Here is a 22,379-nt window from a genome sequence, read left to right as displayed (position 1 = left end):
ATAAGCTGCCCCGGCAGGTGCCAGAAGAGCCCGGCGATATAGGAACAACAATCCAGGAAATAGCGCAGGAATGTACCGGAAGGAACACTGTGGCCCACAAGAAAAAAGCGGTATCCTCACAGAGCGAGCGTAAACTCAGCCGACGTGGATTCATGATAGGCGCCAGCAGCACGGGGCTACTTGGCCTGCTGAGTTTACGTCTACTGTACGTTCAGGGGCTTGACCCGCAAAACCTGGCTGCAACCTCCCGGGATTCTCGAACCCGAACCCAGAAAGTTCCCGCAGTCCGCGGGCAGATTACCGATGTGAACGGGCATGTACTGGCCCGTAGTGTGCAAAGGTACAATATCATCGCGGACCAGACGATCGTGGCGGAATTTAAACGTTACGACCACTCCCAAGAGCGTGTGACAGTCACCCCCACCGAGCTGGTGTACGAGGTCACCGATATTTTGCGCACCGTGGACCCGACCATCACCGATGACTTCGTGAAGTCAAAACTTGAGGGAGACTCCCGGTATTCGGTCATTAAAACCAACGTAACCCCCGAAATTTACAATCGTATCGACGCATTAGGGGCGCCGTTCCTCTTCGGGGAAGTAATCAGCGAACGCCTGTACCCCGACGGGCCGGTGGGTGGTTCTGTGGTAGGTCGCTACCGCATCGTTGATGAAGCAGTTGAGGGTAAAGAAAACGAAACCGTTGAACGCAACCTCTCGGTAGGGATTGAGCGCACCTTCGAGAAGGAACTCGCTGGGGTGAACGGCAAACGCGTGTACGAGATCGGGGCCGACGGCGTGCGTATTCCTGTGACCCAGGAGCAGGTGAGCGAATCAGTGAACGGTAAAACCGTGCGTCTGACCCTCAACCGGGATATCCAGTACTACGCCCAGCAGGTTATGAAAGCCCGTGTAGACGAACTCAAAGCAGAATGGGGATGCGCCATTGTGATGGATGTACGCGACGGCTCAATCCTGGCACTTGCTGATTCAACAACGATGGACCCGGGCGCCGAAAAAGTTGAGAACACACAAGATATGGTGCCACGTGCCATTTCTCAGATTATTGAGCCCGGATCGACGGAGAAAATCCTCACCGCATCAGCGCTCATTGAGAAAGGCATTACCACCCCCACCGATACATATGATGTGCCCGCCACCCTCACCGTTAACGGGCAAACCTTCAAAGATGCTTTTGAGCACCCCGCGCAACGCCGCACGTTCTCGGGTATTATTACCGATTCGATGAACACCGGAACTGTGCTGGTTGGCCAGAAGATGCCCAAAGAAGAGCGCTATGAGTGGCTGAAAAAATACGGTATGGGCGAGTTCACAGGTATTGATATTGCCGGGGAGCAGCAGGGCCTAGTCTCCGATTGGAAAACCTGGGACGGACGCCAGGAATTCACGGTGTTTTTCGGCCAGGGCCTTGCACAGACCCCGCTTCAGACCGCTATGGTTTTTCAAGCCGTAGGTAACCTGGGGGTTAAAGTGAAGCCACGGATTGTGGATGCGATTATCGACCCCGACGGCACCGAGCATAAGGTTCCCGTAGAGGGCGCCCAGCGTGTGGTGAGTGAAAAAACCGCCCGAGACTGCCTGACCCTCATGGAGAATGTGGTGACTAAGGGGCAAGCGAAACTTGCCCAGGTCAACGGGTACCGTGTCGGGGGTAAAACCGGTACCGCAGAGGCGCCCAGCGAAAAAGGCGGCTATGAGGGATACACCACATCTTTCATTGGTGTAGCACCCATTGAGAACCCCCGGTTTATGGTGAGTATCACCCTGCAGCGCCCCAAAGGTGAGGTGGGAACTATCGGCGGCACCGGGCAATTCTCCCAAATCATGGAGCGAGTTCTGCACACCTACAATATTCCGCACTCCACCACCGAGCCACATATTATCCCCATTTTTGCGGATGGTAAGAACAGCGGCTAGTCTCGTGAGGGTGCCGAGCACCCGTTGGCTCATTACAATGAGAAGGTACCAATCGCCCCAGCCCAGCTGTGGCACATCACAAGACGATAAATAGGGCGCCCCATGCGCGAAGGAAGAAGGACAATGAACGGCGAACAGCCCGGTGAGAAACTCTCAGACGAAGCTATGCCCGGCGAAGAGCTGTTCGGCAAAGATGCCCAGAACTTACGGCCCCGCCTAACCACAGGCTACCCGCTAGATACGCTCATTCAGAAGCTGCAAAACCTTGAGGCACAGCCGCACCTAGCCCTATCCGGTTCCCGAAACGTGACCGGTATCAGTATGGACTCACGCTCCGTACGCGAGGGGGATCTATATGTAGCGCTGCCAGGTGCTAAAACACACGGAGCTAGTTTCGCTGCAGCTGCTGTAGCCGCAGGCGCAGCGGGTATTCTTACTGACGCTCAGGGGCAGCGCATTATTGCTGAGGCGCACCTTGATTTAGCAGATACTGCGCTTATTATTGGCACAGATTTACGCCGGGTGCTGGGTTCCTTGGCGGCTTTCATCTACGGTTCAAACGACTACCCGCAACTGCAGCGGTTCGCGGTGACCGGAACAAACGGGAAAACTACCACCACCTATATGCTTGAATCCGTTTTCCGTGCCGCTCTGGGCGTCAAAACCGGGTTGGTCGGTACCATCCAAATCCTTATTGACGGTGTGTCGATTCCCTCCGCGATGACCACCCCCGAATCTGTGCATGTGCACGCCCTGCTGTCTCTCATGGGCCAGCGTGGAGTACGTTGTGCAGCTATGGAAGTCTCTTCCCACGCCATTGATTATCGCCGCGTTGACGGGGTGCGTTATGCAATGAGTGGTTTCACAAACCTCACCCAAGACCACCTAGACCTACACGGTGGGATGGAAGAATACTTTGACTCAAAAGCACAGCTGTTCACCCCTGAACGTACTGAACGGGCCGTGATCACCGCAGACGATCCATGGGGGCAGCGGATGCTTGTTCGCGCACAACAGCAGCTGGGTGCGCAAAACACAATTCGGTTGCTGACCAATCACGGTGCCGGGTTAGAAGCGGTACCGGCAGATTTTGGTGTCAACGATTGGGCTGTCACTGAGGTGATGGCTCAAGGGTTAGGGCATACCTTCGTACTTGCTAACGGGGCTGGGGAGCGTGTTCAGGCTCGTACCGGACTTCCCGCAGATTTTAACGTTTCCAATGCGGCCCTGGCGGCGCTTATGGCCTGGCTCAGCACAAGCGAAGAAGAGAGAGAGCCGTTGGCGGCTGCGCTCGCCAGTGGGGAGGCACTCACCCCGGTAGTTCCTGGTCGAATGCAGCTTATTGGGCACAGCCCCCACACTATTGTTGATTTTGCGCATAATCCTGACGGGCTAATCCGTGCGTTAGAGGCGATGGACCGCCCCGGTGAGGGCCGAGTCATTATCGTGTTCGGTGCTACCGGTGAACGTGATCAAGGCAAGCGCCCCATCATGGGTGAGATCGCTGCCCGCTACGCAGATATTGTTATTGTGACCGATGACGATCCGCATGGGGAAGACCCGGCCCCCATTCGCGAGGCTGTTGCTGCCGGTGCGCAGCAAGCTATCGCCGCTGGGGCGCGGGCTCATGAAGTACATAATATTGCCCCGCGTGCTAGGGCTATTGCGCAGGCCATCGATATGGCCACCCCTGACGATGCCGTGCTCATTGCGGGCCGCGGCCATGAAACAGCCCAAGATGTAGCTGGGGTAGACGTGCAGCTGGATGACCGTATTGAAGTGGCCCGCGCCATGGTTACTCGCGGATTTGAGATTCTGCCAGATTATCGGCGTATGCTGGAAGAAAACGCTGAGGATAAGAAATAATGATTAAACTAAGTGCCGCCGAGATTATCCAGGCGACCGGAGGTGCCGCGCTCGGGCTTCAAGACCCCGAGACGGTCTTCTGTACCTTCGCCACTACTGATTCACGGGAAGTAGTCCCCGGTACCCTTTTTATTGCGAAACCGGGAGAAAGTACCGACGGGCACCGTTTTGTTGCCGCGGCTTTTAACTCTGGTGCTTCCTTAGCCCTTGTGGAGCGGCCCGTTACCGCTGAGCCTTCAGGTGAGCTGTATCCTGCCGTGCAGGTGGATGATGCGGTACTGGCGATGGGGCGCTTGGCGGCATACGCTATCGAGAAGATGCGTAGTCTTGGTCCCGTGGAAGTCATTGGGATTACTGGTTCCGCAGGGAAAACCACCACCAAAGACTTGCTGGCAGCTATTTTTGGTGCCGAGGGTGCTACGGTGGCTCCCGTGGGCTCCTATAACGGTGAGGTTGGGGTGCCGCTGACGGTATTCCGTGCGGATGAAACCACCCGGTACTTGGTTATTGAAATGGGTGCCGACCATGTAGGCAATATTGAGTACCTGGCGAATATCGTACAGCCGGACTACGGGGTTATCTTAAAGGTCGGTACCGCCCATGCGGGCGAGTTCGGCGGGGTAGACAATATTGAACGCACCAAAGGTGAACTGGCCGAAGGCATCCGCGCCGGTGGGGCGCTCGCCCTCAACGCTGACGATGAGCGTGTGCTGCGCATGGCAGCGCGTGCGTGTGTTCCCGTCACCTATTTCGGGGTGGGGGATAAGCCACAGTACGAGCGGTATGTGGCGGCCCTGAACTTGAGCACGAATGATGCGGGGTGCCCGGAATTCACTCTGCGGCTGCCCAACGGGCAGGAACACCTGGTGTCGTCACAATTAATTGGTGAGCATCATGTGCATAACCTGCTGGCGGCCGCAACTATTGCGTATAACGCTGGCATCGCGGGGGACAGGATAGCTCACGCGCTCAATACCAGCGGTGCTGTGTCTAAATGGCGTATGGCCCGCACCGACCGCTCTGATGGGGTGAGCATCATTAACGATGCGTACAACGCGAACCCGGAGTCAATGTCGGCTGCGCTACGAACTCTGGCGCAGCTGGGCCGCGGCAGCGAGCCGCGCCGCACCTGGGCCGTGCTGGGGGCGATGCTGGAACTGGGAGAAAGCAGCGTCGAAGAGCACGACCATATTGGGCGGCTTGCAGTGCGGCTCAATATTTCTAAGCTAATCGCCGTGGGAGACACTGCCAAACCAATCTACAATGCCGCGCACCTGGAAGGTTCCTGGGGTAATGAGGCCACCTGGGTACAGACCCCGCAGCAGGCATTGTCGGTGCTACGCGCTGAGCTGCGCCCCGGCGACATTGTGCTGTTTAAATCCTCCAACGGCGCCAAACTTGGGCAGTTGGGAGATGAGGTGGCATTCAGCAGTGACCGGTTTGGGTCCGGCTCTGAGCCTGCTCCTACCTGGTTGAGCGCTGGCGACTTTGTTGAAGTGACCGATTTGACGGGTTCTGTCGCCCCCACGGCGAGTGAGCCTGCAACCACCTCCAGCCCGGTGGCCACTACGGCCTCCGCTTCCACCACATTCACCGGCCAGGAAGGCACACGCTAGAGAATGATTACTGTGCTCATTGCGGGAGTTCTGGGTTTTGTCCTGTCATTTGGGGCGATCCCCCTGTTCATCCGCCAGATGCAGAAGCTGAAGCTGGGTCAGCTTATCCGTGACGAAGGCCCTGCTGCGCACCAGCATAAAGCGGGAACCCCCACCATGGCGGGGCTTGTCTTCATCCCCGCCGCCGTGCTCGCCTATTTCATAGCTCTGCTGCTGAGCGCCTGGTTCTACGGCACCTCCCCAGCACCCAGTGCAACAGCATGGCTGACTCTGGGGTTTACGGTAGGGATGCTCGCTGTGGGAGCGGCAGACGACATTATGAAATTCCGCAATAAGGGCAATGAGGGGCTGACGGAGATTCAGAAAACGGTCGGGCTGCTGGCCGTAACCCTGCCGTTCTCTTACTTGGCGTTCCAGTTCCCAAACTCCGCAGGGGTTACGCCCGCGTCCACAGCGGTTTCTTTTGTACGTGATTTGCCGCTGGATCTTATGGCCCCAGGGGCTATTGTGGGTACCCTACTGGTGATGGCGTGGATTAACCTGATCGCTCTCTCCGGCACTAATGCTGTGAATTTCACTGACGGCCTGGACGGCCTGGCTGGCGGGGTGATGATGACGATATTCACCGGCTATCTGGCAATGACTGTGTGGCAGTATTCGCACCGGTGTGTCTCGGCTGCTGGGGTCGGGTGCTACGACGTACGTGATGCTGGTGCCCTGGCCATGATCGCTGCAGCTTTTGTGGGGTCGCTGGGCGGGTTCCTGCTGTGGAACGTGTCGAAGGCACAGATCTTTATGGGTGATTCCGGATCACTGGCCTTAGGCGGGGCTCTTGTAGCGTTCGCTATTTTCACCCGCACCGAGCTGCTGCTACCCATTATTGCGTTGGTGCCTGTGCTAGAGGTTTTCTCGGTAATAGTGCAGAAGTTCGTTTTTAAATTTAGCCGTAAAGGCTCGGTGTCCCGCGGTGAGAAAGTTCCGCATGCACACCGTTTCTTCCGTATGACACCGTTCCACCATCACATGGAGAAGACCGGCGTGAATGGTATGTATTCTATTGATAAGAAGGGTATCGCACCCGGTACCGTCAGCAGCGGCGAGGTAAACTCGGTGTTCCGGCTGTGGGTGGTGAACGCTTTGTGCGTACTCATCGCCTTAGCCCTATTCTTTGGTGATTGGTTCTCGCAGAATACCGGGGTGATTAACTAGTGACGGAGCGGAACATGAAAACTGCTGAGCAGCTGGCCCGTATTGAGGCGAATAAGGACGCGGTAGCAACCAACCCCGTATTGAATAATCCGCGTCTTGCTGAGCTGACCAGTTGGGATGCTCCTTGGGCCGGACTTCGCGTGGTCGTGGTCGGTCTGGGGGTCTCTGGTGATGCCGCAGCTGATGTGCTGGCTCAGAAAGGTGCGCACGTAGTTGCTATTGACGCTAAAGACACCGCAGAGAAACGGGAGCGTATCCGCCTTTATGATCAGGCATACGGTCATGTGAGCGGCCTTTTCGGGCAGGAGCACATGAGCTCTTTACCCCTGGTTGATGGGCAGGAGCCGGACGTAGTGGTGGTGTCCCCAGGGATCCGCCCTGATAGCGATATTATGTTGGACGCCTATGAGCGCGGCGTTCAAGTGTGGAGCGAGGTTGAGTTGGCGTGGCGCTTAAACACGCGTGCTGGCCGTCGCAGCACCCAATGGCTGTGCCTGACCGGCACAAACGGGAAGACCACAACTGTTGGTATGGTCGATTCAATCCTCAAAGCAGCCGGGCGGCATAGCGCTCAGGTGGGGAATGTGGGCCTGCCTATTGTGTATGCTGTGGCTGATGATGAAGAGTACGAATTCTTCGCTGTGGAGCTTTCAAGTTTTCAGCTGCACTGGACCTATTCGCTTTCGCCCTTGGCTTCTGTGGTGTTGAACGTTGCTGATGATCACGTGGACTGGCACGGTAGTTTTGAGGCGTATAAGGCCGCGAAGGCACGTATCTACGAGAATACGCAGGTGGCCTGCATCTTCAACGAAGACCACGCTGATACGCGTCGCATGGTTGAAGAAGCTGACGTGGTTGAGGGTGCCCGTGCGGTGAGCATCAGCAGCACCGAGATCCCGAGAGTTTCCATGCTTGGTCTGGCTGAGGATATCCTCGTGGATCGGGCGTTTTTGAAGGACCGTTACCATCAGGCCCTTGAGCTGGGGGTGCTAACTGATTTAGCGCAGGCTCCCGGTCAGGTTCCCGCGCAGCACACGGTTGAAAATGCGTTGGCGGCGGCGGCGCTGACTCGCGCGGCGGGTATAGCCCCGGAGCATGTGCGTGAGGGGTTGCGTACGTATTCCCCAGGGGCGCATCGTAACCAGTTGGTGGCCTCAGCTGGCGGAGTGCAGTGGGTGAATGACTCAAAGGCCACGAACCCGCACGCTGCAAACGCCTCCATGAGCGCCTACCCGTCGCTGGTGTGGATAGCGGGGGGCCTGTCGAAGGGTGTCACCTATGATGAGCTGGTGAAGAAGCATGCTGAACGCCTGCGTGCGGTGCTTATTATTGGTACTGACTCTGCGGCGTTGATGTCTGCCTTGGCCACCCACGCGGGGCAGGTTCCTGTGTATAACCTCACTGCGAGTGTGGCGAACCCAACGGATGGGGTGGCTGCGATGGAAGCTGCGGTTATTAAGGCTCGCGAGGTGGCTGAACCTGGCGATGTGGTGCTCATGGCCCCTGCGGCGGCTTCCATGGATCAGTTTAAGAATTATGCAGAGCGCGGTAACGCTTTTGTTGAGGCTGTGCAACGAGCCGTTGGTGAGGGTATTTCAACCACCTAAGAGCAGGTGCGGTGTTGAGCTAGACCACAAGACGCTAAGCTAATAACTGGACGGGAGTAACGGAATAAACGGGGAGATTAGTGTGAGCGGTGCATCTGGCAAGACGCAAAACACGGCGGCAGACCATCGTAAGACGCGGCGTGTGTGGCGTGATGGCGTGCTGGCCAGGCGCTATGCTTCCGCCTATGCGCGTATTTCCCGCGCTGAACTGTCATATGTGTCCCGCCTGATCCTGCTGGTGAGTGTGAGCCTGACGTTCTTCGGGTGCATTATGGTGCTGTCCGCTTCGTCGGTGCGCATGATTTCGCAGGGTATGTCCCCGTTTAACCAGGGGGAACGACAGCTGCAGTACGCCGTCGGGGGTCTTGCCCTCATGCTGGTGGTGGGGTTCCTGCCGGTGGGGTGGTATCGGCGTCGGTGGGTGCTGAACACGGCCGTGGTGTTGGGTATCCTGCTGCAGGTTGCGGTGCTTGTGGTGGGTGTTGAGGTTGGCGGTAACCGTAACTGGATTGTGCTTGGCCCGGTGCAGCTTCAGCCTTCCGAACTATCGAAACCGATTCTTATCCTGTGGATGGCCCTCATGTTGGCTAGGCAGGGGGACGTTTCGAAGAACAGCTGGCGGGCTCTTCTCCCCGCGCTTTTTGGCTTTTTGCCGCTGGTGGGCACTATCATGTTGGGCCGAGACTTGGGTACCGCTATCGTCTACGGTGTCATCTTTATGGGGATGCTGTGGCTGGCGGGTACCCGTAACCGCACCATGTGGGTATTGGTGGGGTTCGCATTGGTACTTGCAATTTTTGCGGTTGTCATGAGTGAGAACCGTATCCAGCGTGTGTTTGGTGCTGCCGGCGTATGTGATGGGGCCACCTGTGACCAGTCGAATGCGGGTAAGGTTGCCTTGGCAACCGGTGGTTTATGGGGTGTTGGACTCGGGCAGTCCCGCCAGAAATACAACTACTTGCCGGAAGCACATAACGACTATATTTTTGCGATTATCGGCGAGGAGCTGGGTCTAGTAGGCACCCTCGCTGTGGTGCTTTTGTATTTGGGTCTTATCTACTGTTCTGTCACTATTATGGTGCGCACTTCGGACCGTTTTGTGCGCTTGGCGGCGGGCGGTATTACGGTGTGGATTACGGCGCAGGCGCTTATTAATATGGGCATGGTCACGGGTGTGCTCCCGGTGATTGGTGTGCCTCTGCCGTTTATTTCTTATGGTGGTTCGTCTCTTCTTGCATCAATGTTTGCGGCGGGGTTATTGTTCGCATTTTCGCGGCAGGCGCCGGTGTACCCGTTGCGGAGGGACCCGAACCGTAACCTTTCTCCGCGTGAGATTCGCCGTGAGAATGAGGATTGGCAGCGCCGCCTGGTTTTAGGGCAGGCAGTTGCTGAGGAGAACCGGCGTATGGTGCAGGCAGGCGGCGCATTGGGGCTTGATGTGTGGCATTGGCGCAGCCAGCTGCGGGATGCGATACATGGTTTGCTCGTATGGTTGGGCCTATCCAGTGAGCAGCGGGCGCGTGCGCATCAGCGTCGGGTCCAGCAGCGGGAGCTAGCTGTCCGTGAGGCACAGAAACAGCAGGCCGCGGAGCGTGAACGTGAGCTTCTTGAGAGGCAGCGGCTTCAACAGGCGCAAAAACAGCAGGCTCAGCGGGCAGAACGTACAGCGACCCGACGGCCCAGTGCGGCAACTTCGGGGCAACAACGGCCCACAGCCCAGGCCCGCCCAGCTAAGCAGTCTCAGGCAGCTGACAGGAGTCGGGGAGAACGGCAGCGGCCTGAGTCAAAACGCCCCGCTGCAACTGTTTCGGGAGGCGGTGCGGCTCGCCCTCGCACTGCTTCTGAGCAGCGGCCGGGTGCTGCACGGACCAAGACCCAAGGCACAGCGAAGCAAGGGGCGCCTCGTCGTCAGGATGCGCAGCGTACTGTTGCACGCGGCTCGCAGGTTCAGGGGCGTAACCGTACTCAGGGCAAAACTCAGTCCCAGGCGGCGCGTACGCGCCGTCCGCAGCGCACTGGTTCGCTCCCGGAGGGCCTGCGTCCGTTGCATGGGGGCGCTCCGAAGAATGCGGCGTCAAAGCCCCGTCATGGTTCCGGGGAAACCCCACGGGGGTCAGGCTCAGCTGCGGCGGGCCAGCGGCGCACCGTAAGGCAGGGCAGCAGCCCCCAAAAGCATGGCGGGTCACCCGGCGGGTCGAAAAATACTGGCCAAAGTGCACAGGGCAATCGTTCCAATCCTCGGCGCTAGAGAAAGCAGCGTTGGTGCTTTCACACCCGGTTCTATGTACGTTGAGAGCCGACAGTAAGGAGCAGCGTCGCGTTAAAATATAGGTCTGTTTTGCCGGATGAGGAGGGTGTATTGCATGTTGTACGGGGACGGTTTGTGCCGTGTCTGATGCCGTAGAATGGGGAAGAACCGATTTTTAGGGAGATTTTTATGTCTAAGGCACCTTCTGTGGTTTTTGCTGGGGGCGGCACGGCAGGGCACATTAACCCGATGCTTGCTATCGCCCGCGAGATCCGTAAGATAGAGCCAACTGCGAAGATTACGATGCTTGGTACGGCTGATAAATTGGAGGCCCAGCTGGTTCCGGCAGCTGGTTTCGATATTGAGTTCATCCCCAAGGCTCCGTTACCGCGTTCGTTGAATAAAGAGGCTTTTGCGTTCCCCGGAAGATTCTTGGGTGGTATTCGTAAGGCGCACGAGGTTTTTAAACAAGTGGATGCGGATGTCGTGGTGGGCGTGGGCGGGTATGTGTGCCCTCCAGCTTATATGTGTGCGGCTAAGGAGCGTATCCCGATTATTATTCATGAGGCGAATGCAGCCCCGGGGTGGGCTAATAAGCTGGGCGGGCGCTTCGCGGAGTTTGTGGGGGTGGCGTTTCCTAATACGCCGTTCCGCGGCGCTGAGCTGGTGGGGATGCCCATGAGTGATGAGATCGCGAACTTAGACCGTAAGACGCAGCGTTCTGAGGCGATGCGCAGGTTGGGGCTGGATGAGTCGCTGCCGACGGTGATAGTGACTGGTGGTTCCCTGGGGGCACTAACGCTCAATAAAGCGGTGGAGGCTAATATTGATGCTCTCGCCGACTGGGGGTTTCAGGTGTTGCACATTACGGGTAAGGGCAAAGCTATCCTGGATGAGCAGGGTAATCCGCGCACCGCGAAGAATTATCACCAGATGGAGTTTTGCACCAGCATGCAGGATGTGTACGCCGCTGCTGATCTTTTGGTGGTGCGTTCGGGTGCGGCGACCGTGAGTGAGGTTGCTGCCGTGGGGGTTCCTGCTGTTTTTGTGCCGTTGCCGCATGGTAATGGTGAGCAGAGTTTAAATATTCGCCCTCTTCTTGAGGAAGGAGCAGCTCGCCTGGTGGAGGACCAGGATGCCACCGCTGAGTGGTTTGCGAGCGAGATTCCGGCTTTAATGGCGGATTCGGCGTTATTAGAGCGGATGGCGCAGAAGGCGTATAAGTTGGGTATCCGCGATGCTGCGCGGGTTATGGCTGAACGGACATTGAAAGCGGTTAAACACAGTGACTGAGTTAATGAACCTTGATCTGGTGCTTCCTGCACCGTTGAATCCGCCGTTTCCTGAACGGGCACGGGTTGCTGATTTAGGGCGTGTGCATTTTGTGGGTGTTGGCGGCGCGGGGATGAGCGCTATCGCATTGCTAATGGCTCAGCTGGGTGTTCCGGTCAGTGGGTCGGACCGTGCCGAGTCGGCTAACCTTCAGTCGTTGCGACAGGCTGGGGTGCGTGTATCGGTTCCGCAGGATGCCGTGAATATTCATGACGTGGATACTGTGGTTATTTCGACTGCTATCCATGAGGATAACCCTGAACTGGTGAAGGCCCGTGAGCTGGGGCTGCCGGTTTTGCATCGTTCTGAGGCGCTTGCCGCAGTGATGGGGGACTCTCAGGTGGTCGCGGTTGCTGGTACGCACGGTAAGAGCACCACCAGTTCCATGATTTCGGTCATGTTTGATGGGCTGAATGCGAAACCGTCGTTTGCGGTGGGTACTGTGATCGCCGGGTTTGGCACGAATGCACGGCTGGGCGCCACAGGCCCCGGATCGTGGTTCGTAGCTGAAGCTGACGAGTCTGACGGCTCATTTGTACGCTACCGCCCGAAGGTTGCGGTGGTGACGAATATTGAACCGGACCATATTGATTTTTATGGCACTGCTGAGCGGGTGTATGAGGCGTTTAACCGGTTTGTGGCCTCAATGGTTCCTGATGGGGTGCTGATTACGTGCGCGGATGATGCTGGCGCTGTTTCGCTGGCTCAGCGCAGTCGGGCGGCTGGCCTTCAGGTGCTCACATATGGTGAATCTGAAGATGCCGATGTGCGTTTATCGCAGATTACAAGTCATGGTTCACAGTCGTCATCGGTGTTAAGCTGGTCGTTTGATCTTGCGGGGCAGCACTATTCGGGTGAGCAGGAGCTCAATCTGCAGGTTCCCGGTGTCCATAATCAGCTTAATGCTGCGGCGTCGTTTGCGACGGCGCTGGTTGCTGGGGCACGCCCTGCGGATGCTGCCAGTGCACTGGGTGGTTTTGTGGGTGCGGATCGTCGGTTCACACTGCGGGGAGAAATAGCCGGGATTAAGGTTTTTGACGACTACGCCCACCACCCTACAGAGGTGTTGTGCGCTTTGCAGACGGGGCGTACTGTTGCGGGTGGACATAATCTGTATGTTGTATTCCAGCCGCACCTATTTTCACGCACTAAGGAGTTTGCTCAGGAGTTCGCGCAGGCGCTGTCCTTGGCGGACAGGGCATATGTGCTTGATATTTACCCGGCGCGTGAGGAACCCATTGAAGGTGTAACGAGCGAGTTAATTACCGGTGCCGGGTTCTCTGAGGTGCACTACGCCTCTGATGCTACGGTAGCTATTGATGACATTGTGACGTGCGCTAGCGCGGGGGATATTGTGATGACGGTGGGAGCGGGCGATGTTACCGCACTCGGGGAGCGTTTCTTGGAGGCTCTCACCTCGCGTCATGGTGCCTCTGATGAAGGTGATGCTGGTACCGAGTAGAACGGATAGAGTGTAGCGGAAGGCTGGTATGGGCGAAGAAGAACAGAAACGGAAGGGACCGCCGGAGCATCGTAATGCCCCGGCGGGGGCTCCGCGTGTGCCTGTCCACCGCCGACTAAAAAAGAAATCGGCGGCAGACGGTTCGTCCCCTGCAGCACCTGCCGAGCAGAAACAACAGGCGAATAATCCCCGCCCTGCCTCTGCTGCATCCGCAGATTCTGTTGCTCAAAAGCGGAAGGTATCTGAGCCTGCTGCACCGGAAAGTTCAGCGGCTCAGCAACCAGCCGCACGACGGGCTGAGCCCATGCCAAAGCCCCGTAACCCTAGGGCTCGTGTTTTACCTCCTCATGTCATCGCTACGGAGGTGCAAGAGGGCGCCGCACAAAGGGAAGCTGAGACACCTGCAGAGGCGCCAGTAGGCAATGTAGCCTCTGGACGACAAAAGCCGTCTAGGGAGGCTTCACAGTCGTCTCAGAAGCATGAACCAAGTGATGCTCTCCCGTCCTTACCTGACGCCGCAGATGAATCCACCGGGAAACGGGAGCCTGCCGTCTCTCAACCCGAGGAGAAAAGCTCGGGACAGAGTCGTTTTGGTCGTTGGCGGGCAAACCGGGAGCAGCAGCGCGAGGCTGAGATTGCGCGTGAGAATGAGCGGGTGCGGGAACATAACAGGCGTGAGCAGATACGTCGCGATCCCGCTCTGGATGGTTTACGTGCTGAAGATAAGGTTGAGCCGGAGCGTGCTCCGCTCTCGCGTATGCGTAAGCTGGCTTATACCGCTTTGGCTCTGGTGCTGGTGGTGGCACTCTATATTGGCGTGGTATTTTTCTCTCCGTTGTTGGCGGTTGAGAAGATTACGGTGCGGGGTGCCTCTTTGATGGACAGCGCACAGGTTGAACAGAAGCTGAGCTCGCTGCGGGGGGTTCCATTATCACGGGTGAGCGAGGACCGGGTGCGTGAGCTGGTTGGCTCTGACGGGGCTTTGCGCGGGGTCCAGATGGAGATTCGCCCCCCGCATGAGCTGGTGGTGACGGTAAAGGAGCGTGTGCCGATCGCTGCGGTGAAACGTGGCGAGAAATATGCGCTGGTGGATAATGAGGGGCAGACCCTGCGCGAGGTTGATTCAGCACAGCAAGCCGGTGTTCCTATAGTTCAGGTTGAAGATGAAAATCTGTCGCAGAGCGCCGCGTTCCGCATTATCTCGAATGTGTTGGTGACCTTACCAACGTCGCTGTTAGCGGAGGTCTCTGAAGTAAAAGCTGACTCCACCTCAAGCATAACTCTCATCTTGAAGGATAAGGTTACAGTGCTATGGGGTACCTCACAGGAGAATGAAGTTAAAGCTAAGGTTTTAACTAAGCTGCTGGAAGCTACTCGGTCTGAAGATTCGCAGTCGAGCGGGGCGCAGGGACAGGGGAAGAAAATTTCTGTGTATGATGTTTCTTCACCGCTTCTGCCGGTGACTCGGTAGGTGCTATCTTCAAGTTGGGGTTTAGACAGATGTAATTTTTTGGCTAAATCCCCACAAATTTGGGTGTCAGTACACCCCGCAACTAGGAACCTGGTGAATCTGTTGGTATCCTTGCAAATAAAGCCAATTTGAGAGCGAGTATGTCTAAGGTTAAACTCGAACTTTGGACTTTTCTCAATAAATCAACGAAACAATTGAGGGATAAATGGACGCTGGAACTCCCCAGAACTACTTGGCAGTCATCAAGGTCGTCGGTATCGGCGGCGGTGGTGTCAACGCAGTCAACCGAATGATTGAGGTTGGTCTGCGCGGCGTTGAGTTCATTGCAATCAACACCGATGCCCAGGCGCTATTGATGTCTGATGCGGATGTTAAGCTTGACGTTGGTCGTGAGCTGACCCGCGGTCTTGGTGCTGGTGCTAACCCCGAGGTTGGCCGCCAGGCTGCAGAGGATCATGCGCAGGAGATTGAGGAAGTCCTCAAGGGTGCAGACATGGTCTTTGTGACTGCCGGTGAGGGCGGTGGTACCGGTACCGGTGGCGCTCCCGTGGTGGCACGTATCGCTCGCTCGCTTGGTGCTCTTACCATTGGCGTGGTGACCCGTCCGTTTACCTTCGAGGGCCGCCGCCGTTCAAACCAAGCAGAGACCGGTATTTCCGCTCTGCGCGATGAGGTTGATACCCTCATTGTTATTCCGAACGACCGACTGCTGTCTATCTCTGACCGTAACGTGTCCATGCTTGATGCCTTTAAGTCAGCAGACCAGGTGCTTCTGTCCGGTGTGCAGGGTATTACCGACCTGATTACCACTCCGGGTCTGATTAACCTTGACTTTGCGGACGTGAAGTCTGTGATGCAGGGTGCTGGCTCCGCGCTTATGGGCATTGGCTCCGCTGCTGGGGAGGACCGCGCAGTCAAGGCTGCCGAGCTCGCTATTGCCTCTCCTCTTCTGGAAGCTTCCATTGACGGTGCACACGGTGTTCTGCTCTCCATTCAGGGCGGGTCCGACCTCGGCCTATTCGAGATTAACGAGGCCGCACGTTTGGTTCAGGAAGTGGCCCACCCGGATGCGAACATTATCTTCGGTGCTGTGATTGACGACGCGTTGGGTGATGAAGCTCGTGTGACCGTGATTGCTGCTGGCTTTGATGCCGTGAACCCCGAGACAAATTCAAATGCATCCGCTGCCGCCGCAGTGCAGGCTCAGGCCCAGCGCACTCAGCAGACTTTCGGCGGTCAGAACGCACCTACGGCTGCTCCTGCTCAGCCTGATTACGGGTTCAACGCTCCCGCAGCTCCGGCATACCAGCAGAATGATGTTCCCGCATCAGCCGGGTTCGATGTTGATCTGCCTCCGGTGGTGGAAGAGCCTCCGGCTCGTCGCGATACCCTAGACGTTCCTGACTTTTTGAAGTAGAGCGTGTAGAACCGCATTTTGAATGTGGGAGTCGGTGCGCGGTACGTGACAGTGCCGTGCCCGGCTCCTTCCTTTGTGCCTTTATAACTTCTAAGGGGTGCTGGTTATGTTCCACCCCGTCAATATGTACTAAAGATATATCGCAAAATCATGGATAATACCGAACATATTTACCATACTAGTGCACCGCTATTGTTCTCATATCAGCTTTTTCGCTCTGGAGCGCATGAGGTAAATATTGCTTTTACCAGTGTGGCTGCGGGCAATGTAGGACTGCATGTTGATACGGGCGAACCGCAGGCGCAGACGCTACGCCATAGGTTACGTTTAGAGGGGATGCTGAGCACAGGTTTACCCTTTCTGTACCTGAACCAAGTGCACGGTACCACTGTGGTATGCGCTGAAGACTATGAGCCAGCACAGTATGCTCCGCAAGATTCAGCCGACGGATTTAGCGATACACACGCACAGCACCTGTTGGAGCAGGCGCCCGTAGCGGATGCGGCATATAGTACGAACGGTCGGCCGTTGGCGATTATGGTTGCTGATTGTATCCCTGTGGTGCTGGTGGGACAGCGTCAAGATGGTGAGCTGGTGCTGGCCGTGGCCCATGCCGGTCGTAAAGGGCTGCTGGATGGAGTGCTGCAACGCACTGTTGTGGCTATGCATGAGGCTGGAGCTGAGAATATATGTGCATGGCTGGGGCCGAGCATCTGCGGGAGCTGCTACGAGGTTCCCGAGCAGATGCGCACTGCCTCAGCTGAGCGTATTCCACAGGTTGCTGCGCAGACCCGCACAGGAACCCCAGCTCTTGATTTACCTGCGGGTGCTATTGCGATACTAGAAGATATGGGGGTTGAGGTATCCACCGAGCTTGCGGCGTGCACCTATGAGACCGGTGAGCTGTATTCTCACAGAGCGTTCACTCACGGGTCTCGACCCGCAGGGCGTATTGCAGGGCTAGTGTGGCTTAGCGCCGCATCGGAGGAGAAGGAAGAGACCACAAACTAGCTGTCTCTCAAGAGTATCTTTGCAGGCTGCTAGAGGTATAGGTACCTTCTGCAGGATATCTTCGGCCTATCTATTTCGGGTCATTGGGGAGGAAATAATGAGTACTAATTCTCTAACATATACTGCCGATCGTGCGGATCAGCTTGCCCGCGGTTACCAGCGGGTGGTTGAACGTATTCGGGCAGCTGAGCAAGATACTAGCGGTGCCCGCTCCGCCCAGAGTGAAACGGTGCAATTGGTGACCGTGACAAAGTTCTTCCCGGCCTCCGACGTGATGGCCCTCTACGATGCTGGTGTGCGGCTTTTTGGGGAGAATCGCGATCAGGAGGCTGCACCAAAGGCGGCGCTGGTGAGCGAATCCGTCCCGTTCCATGACCCGGCTCGTTGGGCTTTTATTGGCCAGCTGCAGACCAATAAGGCGAAATCTGTGGTGCGGTACGCCCAGCAGGTGCAGTCAGTGGACCGCCCGTCGTTGGCGGATGCCTTAGCGAAAGCCTATGCGCGGCAGGTAGAGCGCTTTGAGACTGAGCAGGCTCCTGCCCCCGCAGCATATAAGGCTGGGAAACTGGAATGTCTTATTCAGGTGTCTCTGGCGCAGGGACAGGCTACGGCGGGTCACGCCTCAACCGGTGCCCGCGGCGGGGCTGACCCTGAGCAGGTGTTGGCATTGGCCGAACATATTGAAAACTATGAACAGCTACACTGTGCGGGAGTGATGGCCGTTGCGCCTTTAGGATCTGAGCCAGATATGGTATTTGAGAAACTATGGAATATTTCTCAGATACTTCGAGAGTCTTTTCCCCAGGCCACCCAGATTTCGGCGGGAATGAGCGGGGATTTAGAAGCGGCTATCCGCTGGGGGTCGACATGCGTTCGAGTGGGGTCTGACATTATGGGGCCGCGCCCAAGCGCATAGTCCTGGTGATGCGTTCGTTACCAGCTGAGGGGCTTCCCGTACCAACTATTCAGGAACCATGGTTTTTGAAGGTGTCTGAAGCCTGCAGCGAGGTGTTGTAGCGCGCATCACTGGAAAAAACCAAGGTCTGGGCGCAATTTATGCGTAAGATACGCAAATCTATAAGGTTTAGCGGCACATCCACTGATAGAATAGTGAACAGCAACGCACCCGCGTGACGGAGTGCTCACCCGGCATCCGCCTCCTGGATGTGTTTTAAACGGGATTATTTCCATCTGACTGACTGCGAAGCGAGATTTATAGTATGGCTAAACAGGGCGGCGGTATAGCCCGAATTACCTCGTTCTTTGGTGTTGCAGAGTATGAAGGTGCTCATGAACATCAGGGGAATAGCGAGGCTGAGGGAGCTGCTACTTCCGCCCAGCCTGAAGAGTCGTCGGCACGTCTGAACGCTCTGCCCACCCCGTTAGATGGAGGGCATAAACGTCGCTACGCGCGTCAGGAGTCTTCCGCGGCCGCGGATCGGGGGTATGATAATTCCGCAGATAACCACTGGGAGGATGATACGGTGCAGGACAACGCAGAGGTCGAGTACACGCAGGATCAGTACGGCTACGAAGACGGCGAGCTGGCCGAGGAGTATCCCGAGGACTACGGTGCTGACGATTACCCCAGTGAGGAAGAAGAGGACGAATTGCGCCGCATCACTACTATTCACCCCCGATCCTATAATGACGCCAAGATTATTGGTGAGGCATTCCGTGAGGATATCCCCGTCATTATGAACGTTGATGATATGCCGGATGCGGACGCGAAACGCTTGGTGGATTTTGCCTCGGGGTTGGTGTTCGCGCTTAACGGCCGTATTGAGCGGGTGACTGCCAAAGTCTTCCTGCTCACTCCTTCTGACCTGGAGGTTCTCGGTATTACCAGTAGTGATGATATGCCGCAGGCCTTTGACGATGAGGGACTAGTTCCCTTCGACCAGGGTTAGAGGATCTTGCCCGATGGGTTATCTTTTTGCGGTGCTGACAATCGCCCTGTACGTGTTGTACATTGGGCTTCTGCTGCGCATGATGTTTGATTGGGTGCGTATTTTTTCCCCCACGTGGCGCCCACGCGGGCCAGTGTTGGTCGTGGCTTCTGCGGTGTACGGGGTGACTGACTGGCCAATGAACCTTCTGAGGAAGGTGGTGCCTCCGCTTCGGCTGGGGAACGTGGCCCTTGATATGGGTTTTTTGATTCTTATTATTGCGGTGAGTTTTTTGTTGAATGGGCTACAGTATCTGACGGCTATTACGTCGTAGGGGATACCAGTCCGATAGGGATCTTGAAATTTTGGACTTAAAACTCCTAAATCTTAAGGTGATATGCCTCTCTTTGACGGGTCAGTAAAAACCCTGGAATAGCGTCAAGTTTTGCTTTAGGTGTAAATGGTTTTCGCTTATCGGCCCGTTAAAGGCGATTTTGCCACCCAAAGGGGGGTAGAATAATTACGGTATACCGATTTCGTGCGGCCCATCCGTGCGGATTCATTGTTTAACTTCCGAGGAGAAACCCCAGTGGCTATTACCCCCGAAGACCTGATTAACAAGAGTTTCAAGGTCGTTAACGTTGGACCCAGCTACAGCATGAATGAGGTCGACGATTTTCTTGACGAACTGGTAGGCGAGCTGCGTCGTCTGAATGCTGAGAATAATTCACTCAGGCGCAAGCTTGAAGATTGTGAGTCGCGTAAGGGCGGCGCATCGACCTCCGAGACCACTGCAGCAGCGGCTGCCCCCGCCGGCGGTGGTTCTCAGGATGCTGCTGGCCTGCTGGCCATGGCTCAGAAGGTTCACGATGATTACGTGAGCCAAGGTGAGCGCACGAAGGCTGAACTGATCGCTGAGGCCGAGAAGAAAGCTAACCAGCTGGTAGTTGAGGCCGAGATTAAGCGTGAGAAAGCTCTGTCGGCTCTGAAGGAGGAGCAGGCAAATCTTAAGAGCAGCGTTGAGTCGCTACGTGGCTTTGAGTCCCGCTACCGTACTCAGCTCCAGGAGCACCTGAACAGGCAGCTAGACGATCTGCGTCACCTGAAGAGCATCGAGGCTGAAGCGAGGTACTAAAAGAAGAGGTACTGGTTACGGTACCTATGGTACCCGCGCCTCTTACTGTGACGCGTGGCGGCCGCCTGTGTTCCCTAACCGCCTTATGGCGGGCGAGTTTATGAATTGGGGATGCGGGCGGTCGGTTATATTCTGGTCAATGTTTTAAGCGGTTGAGCATTCTTTGTGCCGCACAATAGTGAATATTTTTTCGCCTGCTTCTATATGTAACCTTTATGTATACCTTAATCGTTGCTTAATGATACGTTCGAACGTTTTTAATGCACGATAATAAGAGAAAAGACTATTCTTAATAACCGTATTATATGCATTGCGAGAATGCTGCTGGTGCCAGACCTTATTAATAGCTCGCAGGTCTGTAAAGAATTAATAGGGGAGTAGCTATCTGCAGTTAGTATCTATATTGCTGCTGCCCGGACCCCTGAACTCTATAGGTTACTGGTGCAGTAGTTAAGATGCGATAAGCTAGAGGGTGCGGGGCCACCCCCGTCAGTTACTGAACGAGGAGCCGCATGAAGGACGAGCACACACACGCCGCAACCACCTCCAAAGAACAAGCCGCAGAATCCGGCAGCGGATCTACCGGCAGCCCGCGACCGCACGTCATATCCCGCCGCGTTTTTAGTACACGTAGTGCTTGGACGCTGGCCCTTCTTCTAGCAGCTACCGTTTTTATTATCGACCAGGGGACCAAATATTTAGTGGTAACCCGCATGGAGATAGGGGAGCGTACCCCCGTTATTGAGGGGCTGCTGTGGTGGTACTCAATCCGTAATTCCGGTGCGGCATTCTCGTTCGGTGAAGGGGCCACCTGGGTGTTCACCCTTATTATGGCTGTCGCAGCGGTAGTGGTGGTGTATACGCTTCGTAAAACCCGGGCTCTGGGGTGGGTACTGGCACTGGGAGGCCTGCTCGGTGGGGTCCTGGGAAATCTTTTTGACCGTCTTTTCCGTGAGCCTGGTTTTGGAACCGGGCATGTAGTGGATTTTATCTCAGTACCAAACTTCGCCATTTTCAATATCGCTGACTCCGCGATATGCGTATGCATGGCATTGATCGTGCTTTTGAACTTTAGGGGGATGACCCTCGCCGGAACTCGTGCCGAAAGCCCTCAGCGCACCACACCGGAACACCACACCGATGACACCCCCAGCGACCTGGAGGAAACGGCATGAGCGGTACAGGGCATATGCGAGAGAACGAAGAAGGCATTCACGCTGAATTTGAAGTGAGCGAACCCATCGCTGGAATGCGCCTAGATGCGGCGCTTGCGGGGGTCTTTGATGTTCCCCGCACCCGAGCCTCCGCATGGATCCGAGATGGGCATGTGCGTCTCACCCGGGCTCACCAGCCAGTTAAAATCGGCAAATCTCATAAACTGTCGGTGGGGGAACTGGTGAGCGTAAACGCCCCCGCACCGCGTGATTTGGCGGATATTCGCCCCGAAAAAGTAGACGGCTTCTCCATCGTCTACTGCGACGACGACATTGTGGTAGTTGATAAACCCGCCGGGGTGGCGGCGCACCCTTCGCCGGGATGGCACGGGCCAACCGTACCGTCGGCCCTGCTGGGAGAAGGAATTAGCGTAACAACCTCCGGTGCCGCCGAGCGGCAGGGCATCGTGCACCGGCTGGACGTGGGAACCAGCGGACTTATGGTACTCGCCCGCAGCGAGCGCGCCTACACCGAGCTTAAACGTGCCTTTAAAGAACGCACAGTGGAGAAGGTGTACCACACGCTAGTGCAGGGGCTACCCGACCCGCTGCGAGGAACTATCGACGCCCCGATTGGACGGCACCCAGGCAGTGAATGGCGGTTTGCGGTGGTAGAGGACGGGCGAGAATCCATCACCCACTACGAAACGCAAGAGGCATTCGGGCCGGCCACCCTGGTTGAGGTGCACCTTGAAACCGGACGCACCCACCAGATCCGTGTGCATTTTTCAGCGCTCCACCACCCCTGCTGCGGGGATCTCACCTACGGGGCAGACCCCACACTGAGCGCAGAGCTGGGGCTAACCCGCCAGTGGCTGCATGCCCACCGGCTGGGTTTTACGCACCCCGCCAGCGGTGAGAGAATGAGCTTTGAGAGCCCCTACCCGCGTGATTTGACCTACGCGTTAGAAGCGCTCCGTGAGGGGAATATTCGGCGAGGATAAGGTGACGAGTGCGGAACAGCC

General features: G+C 56.5%; 17 protein-coding genes. All 17 read left to right on the top strand.

Annotation, left to right across the window (positions count from 1 at the left end):
* The first annotated feature begins 89 nt into the window (after positions 1-89).
* The 17 genes from I6I94_RS02500 (at position 90) to I6I94_RS02420 (ending at position 22,358) form a co-directional block, all read left to right on the top strand.
* Positions 90-1,937, top strand: a complete 1,848-nt coding sequence (locus I6I94_RS02500) for a peptidoglycan D,D-transpeptidase FtsI family protein (RefSeq protein WP_006888847.1) — start codon at positions 90-92, stop codon at positions 1,935-1,937.
* A gap of 123 nt (positions 1,938-2,060) precedes the next feature.
* The gene (locus I6I94_RS02495; RefSeq protein WP_126926539.1) at positions 2,061-3,803 is read left to right on the top strand and encodes a UDP-N-acetylmuramoyl-L-alanyl-D-glutamate--2,6-diaminopimelate ligase; all 1,743 of its coding nucleotides are present in this window, start codon (positions 2,061-2,063) and stop codon (positions 3,801-3,803) included.
* Positions 3,803-5,419, top strand: coding sequence for a UDP-N-acetylmuramoyl-tripeptide--D-alanyl-D-alanine ligase (locus I6I94_RS02490; protein ID WP_094757988.1), 1,617 nt, complete (start codon positions 3,803-3,805; stop codon positions 5,417-5,419). Before I6I94_RS02495 ends, I6I94_RS02490 begins: the two co-directional genes overlap by 1 nt.
* A gap of 3 nt (positions 5,420-5,422) precedes the next feature.
* Positions 5,423-6,628 carry a phospho-N-acetylmuramoyl-pentapeptide-transferase gene (gene mraY, locus I6I94_RS02485; RefSeq protein WP_126926538.1) on the top strand — a complete coding sequence of 402 codons (1,206 nt, stop codon included), beginning with the start codon at positions 5,423-5,425 and terminating at the stop codon, positions 6,626-6,628.
* A 14-nt stretch (positions 6,629-6,642) separates the two neighbouring features.
* Positions 6,643-8,235: a UDP-N-acetylmuramoyl-L-alanine--D-glutamate ligase gene (gene murD, locus I6I94_RS02480; protein WP_201620841.1), complete on the top strand. Its 1,593-nt coding sequence runs from the start codon at positions 6,643-6,645 to the stop codon at positions 8,233-8,235.
* Positions 8,236-8,317: 82 nt separating this feature from the next.
* A complete protein-coding gene (locus tag I6I94_RS02475; protein ID WP_052029880.1) occupies positions 8,318-10,483 on the top strand; it encodes an FtsW/RodA/SpoVE family cell cycle protein in 2,166 nt (721 codons plus the stop codon).
* A 189-nt stretch (positions 10,484-10,672) separates the two neighbouring features.
* Positions 10,673-11,776: an undecaprenyldiphospho-muramoylpentapeptide beta-N-acetylglucosaminyltransferase gene (gene murG, locus I6I94_RS02470; RefSeq protein ID WP_006888831.1), complete on the top strand. Its 1,104-nt coding sequence runs from the start codon at positions 10,673-10,675 to the stop codon at positions 11,774-11,776.
* Between the two features lie 4 nt (positions 11,777-11,780).
* Complete coding sequence (gene murC, locus I6I94_RS02465; protein WP_186335923.1) at positions 11,781-13,277, top strand: UDP-N-acetylmuramate--L-alanine ligase; 1,497 nt, start codon at positions 11,781-11,783, stop codon at positions 13,275-13,277.
* Positions 13,278-13,305: 28 nt separating this feature from the next.
* A complete protein-coding gene (locus I6I94_RS02460) occupies positions 13,306-14,748 on the top strand; it encodes a cell division protein FtsQ/DivIB (protein WP_236588905.1) in 1,443 nt (480 codons plus the stop codon).
* 205 nt (positions 14,749-14,953) lie between these two features.
* Positions 14,954-16,165 carry a cell division protein FtsZ gene (gene ftsZ, locus I6I94_RS02455; protein ID WP_006888936.1) on the top strand — a complete coding sequence of 404 codons (1,212 nt, stop codon included), beginning with the start codon at positions 14,954-14,956 and terminating at the stop codon, positions 16,163-16,165.
* A gap of 150 nt (positions 16,166-16,315) precedes the next feature.
* Entirely contained in the window at positions 16,316-17,176 is an 861-nt protein-coding gene (locus I6I94_RS02450; protein ID WP_037235661.1) for a polyphenol oxidase family protein, read from the top strand.
* 97 nt (positions 17,177-17,273) lie between these two features.
* Positions 17,274-18,092: a YggS family pyridoxal phosphate-dependent enzyme gene (locus tag I6I94_RS02445; RefSeq protein WP_172425657.1), complete on the top strand. Its 819-nt coding sequence runs from the start codon at positions 17,274-17,276 to the stop codon at positions 18,090-18,092.
* A gap of 304 nt (positions 18,093-18,396) precedes the next feature.
* The gene (locus I6I94_RS02440) at positions 18,397-19,086 is read left to right on the top strand and encodes a cell division protein SepF (protein ID WP_006888949.1); all 690 of its coding nucleotides are present in this window, start codon (positions 18,397-18,399) and stop codon (positions 19,084-19,086) included.
* 13 nt (positions 19,087-19,099) lie between these two features.
* Positions 19,100-19,399, top strand: a complete 300-nt coding sequence (locus I6I94_RS02435; protein WP_006888913.1) for a YggT family protein — start codon at positions 19,100-19,102, stop codon at positions 19,397-19,399.
* A gap of 255 nt (positions 19,400-19,654) precedes the next feature.
* Entirely contained in the window at positions 19,655-20,200 is a 546-nt protein-coding gene (locus I6I94_RS02430) for a DivIVA domain-containing protein (protein WP_006888900.1), read from the top strand.
* 512 nt (positions 20,201-20,712) lie between these two features.
* Positions 20,713-21,375, top strand: a complete 663-nt coding sequence (gene lspA, locus I6I94_RS02425; RefSeq protein WP_201620840.1) for a signal peptidase II — start codon at positions 20,713-20,715, stop codon at positions 21,373-21,375.
* Between the two features lie 14 nt (positions 21,376-21,389).
* Positions 21,390-22,358, top strand: a complete 969-nt coding sequence (locus tag I6I94_RS02420; protein WP_236588904.1) for an RluA family pseudouridine synthase — start codon at positions 21,390-21,392, stop codon at positions 22,356-22,358.
* The last annotated feature ends 21 nt before the right edge of the window (positions 22,359-22,379 follow it).

This window comes from Rothia aeria, assembly GCF_016726365.1.
Lineage (GTDB): Bacteria > Actinomycetota > Actinomycetes > Actinomycetales > Micrococcaceae > Rothia > Rothia aeria.
This window is presented reverse-complemented; position numbering and strand designations above follow the sequence as displayed.

Bases quoted from the DNA above. Each gene is read 5' to 3' on its own strand.
- I6I94_RS02445 (WP_172425657.1), top strand. From the start codon at position 17,274: ATGAGTACTAATTCTCTAACATATACTGCCGATCGTGCGGATCAGCTT.
- I6I94_RS02440 (WP_006888949.1), top strand. From the start codon at position 18,397: ATGGCTAAACAGGGCGGCGGTATAGCCCGAATTACCTCGTTCTTTGGT.
- I6I94_RS02460 (WP_236588905.1), top strand. From the start codon at position 13,306: ATGGGCGAAGAAGAACAGAAACGGAAGGGACCGCCGGAGCATCGTAAT.
- mraY (WP_126926538.1), top strand. From the start codon at position 5,423: ATGATTACTGTGCTCATTGCGGGAGTTCTGGGTTTTGTCCTGTCATTT.
- I6I94_RS02450 (WP_037235661.1), top strand. From the start codon at position 16,316: ATGGATAATACCGAACATATTTACCATACTAGTGCACCGCTATTGTTC.
- I6I94_RS02495 (WP_126926539.1), top strand. From the start codon at position 2,061: ATGAACGGCGAACAGCCCGGTGAGAAACTCTCAGACGAAGCTATGCCC.
- lspA (WP_201620840.1), top strand. From the start codon at position 20,713: ATGAAGGACGAGCACACACACGCCGCAACCACCTCCAAAGAACAAGCC.
- ftsZ (WP_006888936.1), top strand. From the start codon at position 14,954: ATGGACGCTGGAACTCCCCAGAACTACTTGGCAGTCATCAAGGTCGTC.
- I6I94_RS02490 (WP_094757988.1), top strand. From the start codon at position 3,803: ATGATTAAACTAAGTGCCGCCGAGATTATCCAGGCGACCGGAGGTGCC.
- murC (WP_186335923.1), top strand. From the start codon at position 11,781: ATGAACCTTGATCTGGTGCTTCCTGCACCGTTGAATCCGCCGTTTCCT.
- I6I94_RS02420 (WP_236588904.1), top strand. From the start codon at position 21,390: ATGCGAGAGAACGAAGAAGGCATTCACGCTGAATTTGAAGTGAGCGAA.
- I6I94_RS02435 (WP_006888913.1), top strand. From the start codon at position 19,100: ATGGGTTATCTTTTTGCGGTGCTGACAATCGCCCTGTACGTGTTGTAC.
- murG (WP_006888831.1), top strand. From the start codon at position 10,673: ATGTCTAAGGCACCTTCTGTGGTTTTTGCTGGGGGCGGCACGGCAGGG.
- murD (WP_201620841.1), top strand. From the start codon at position 6,643: ATGAAAACTGCTGAGCAGCTGGCCCGTATTGAGGCGAATAAGGACGCG.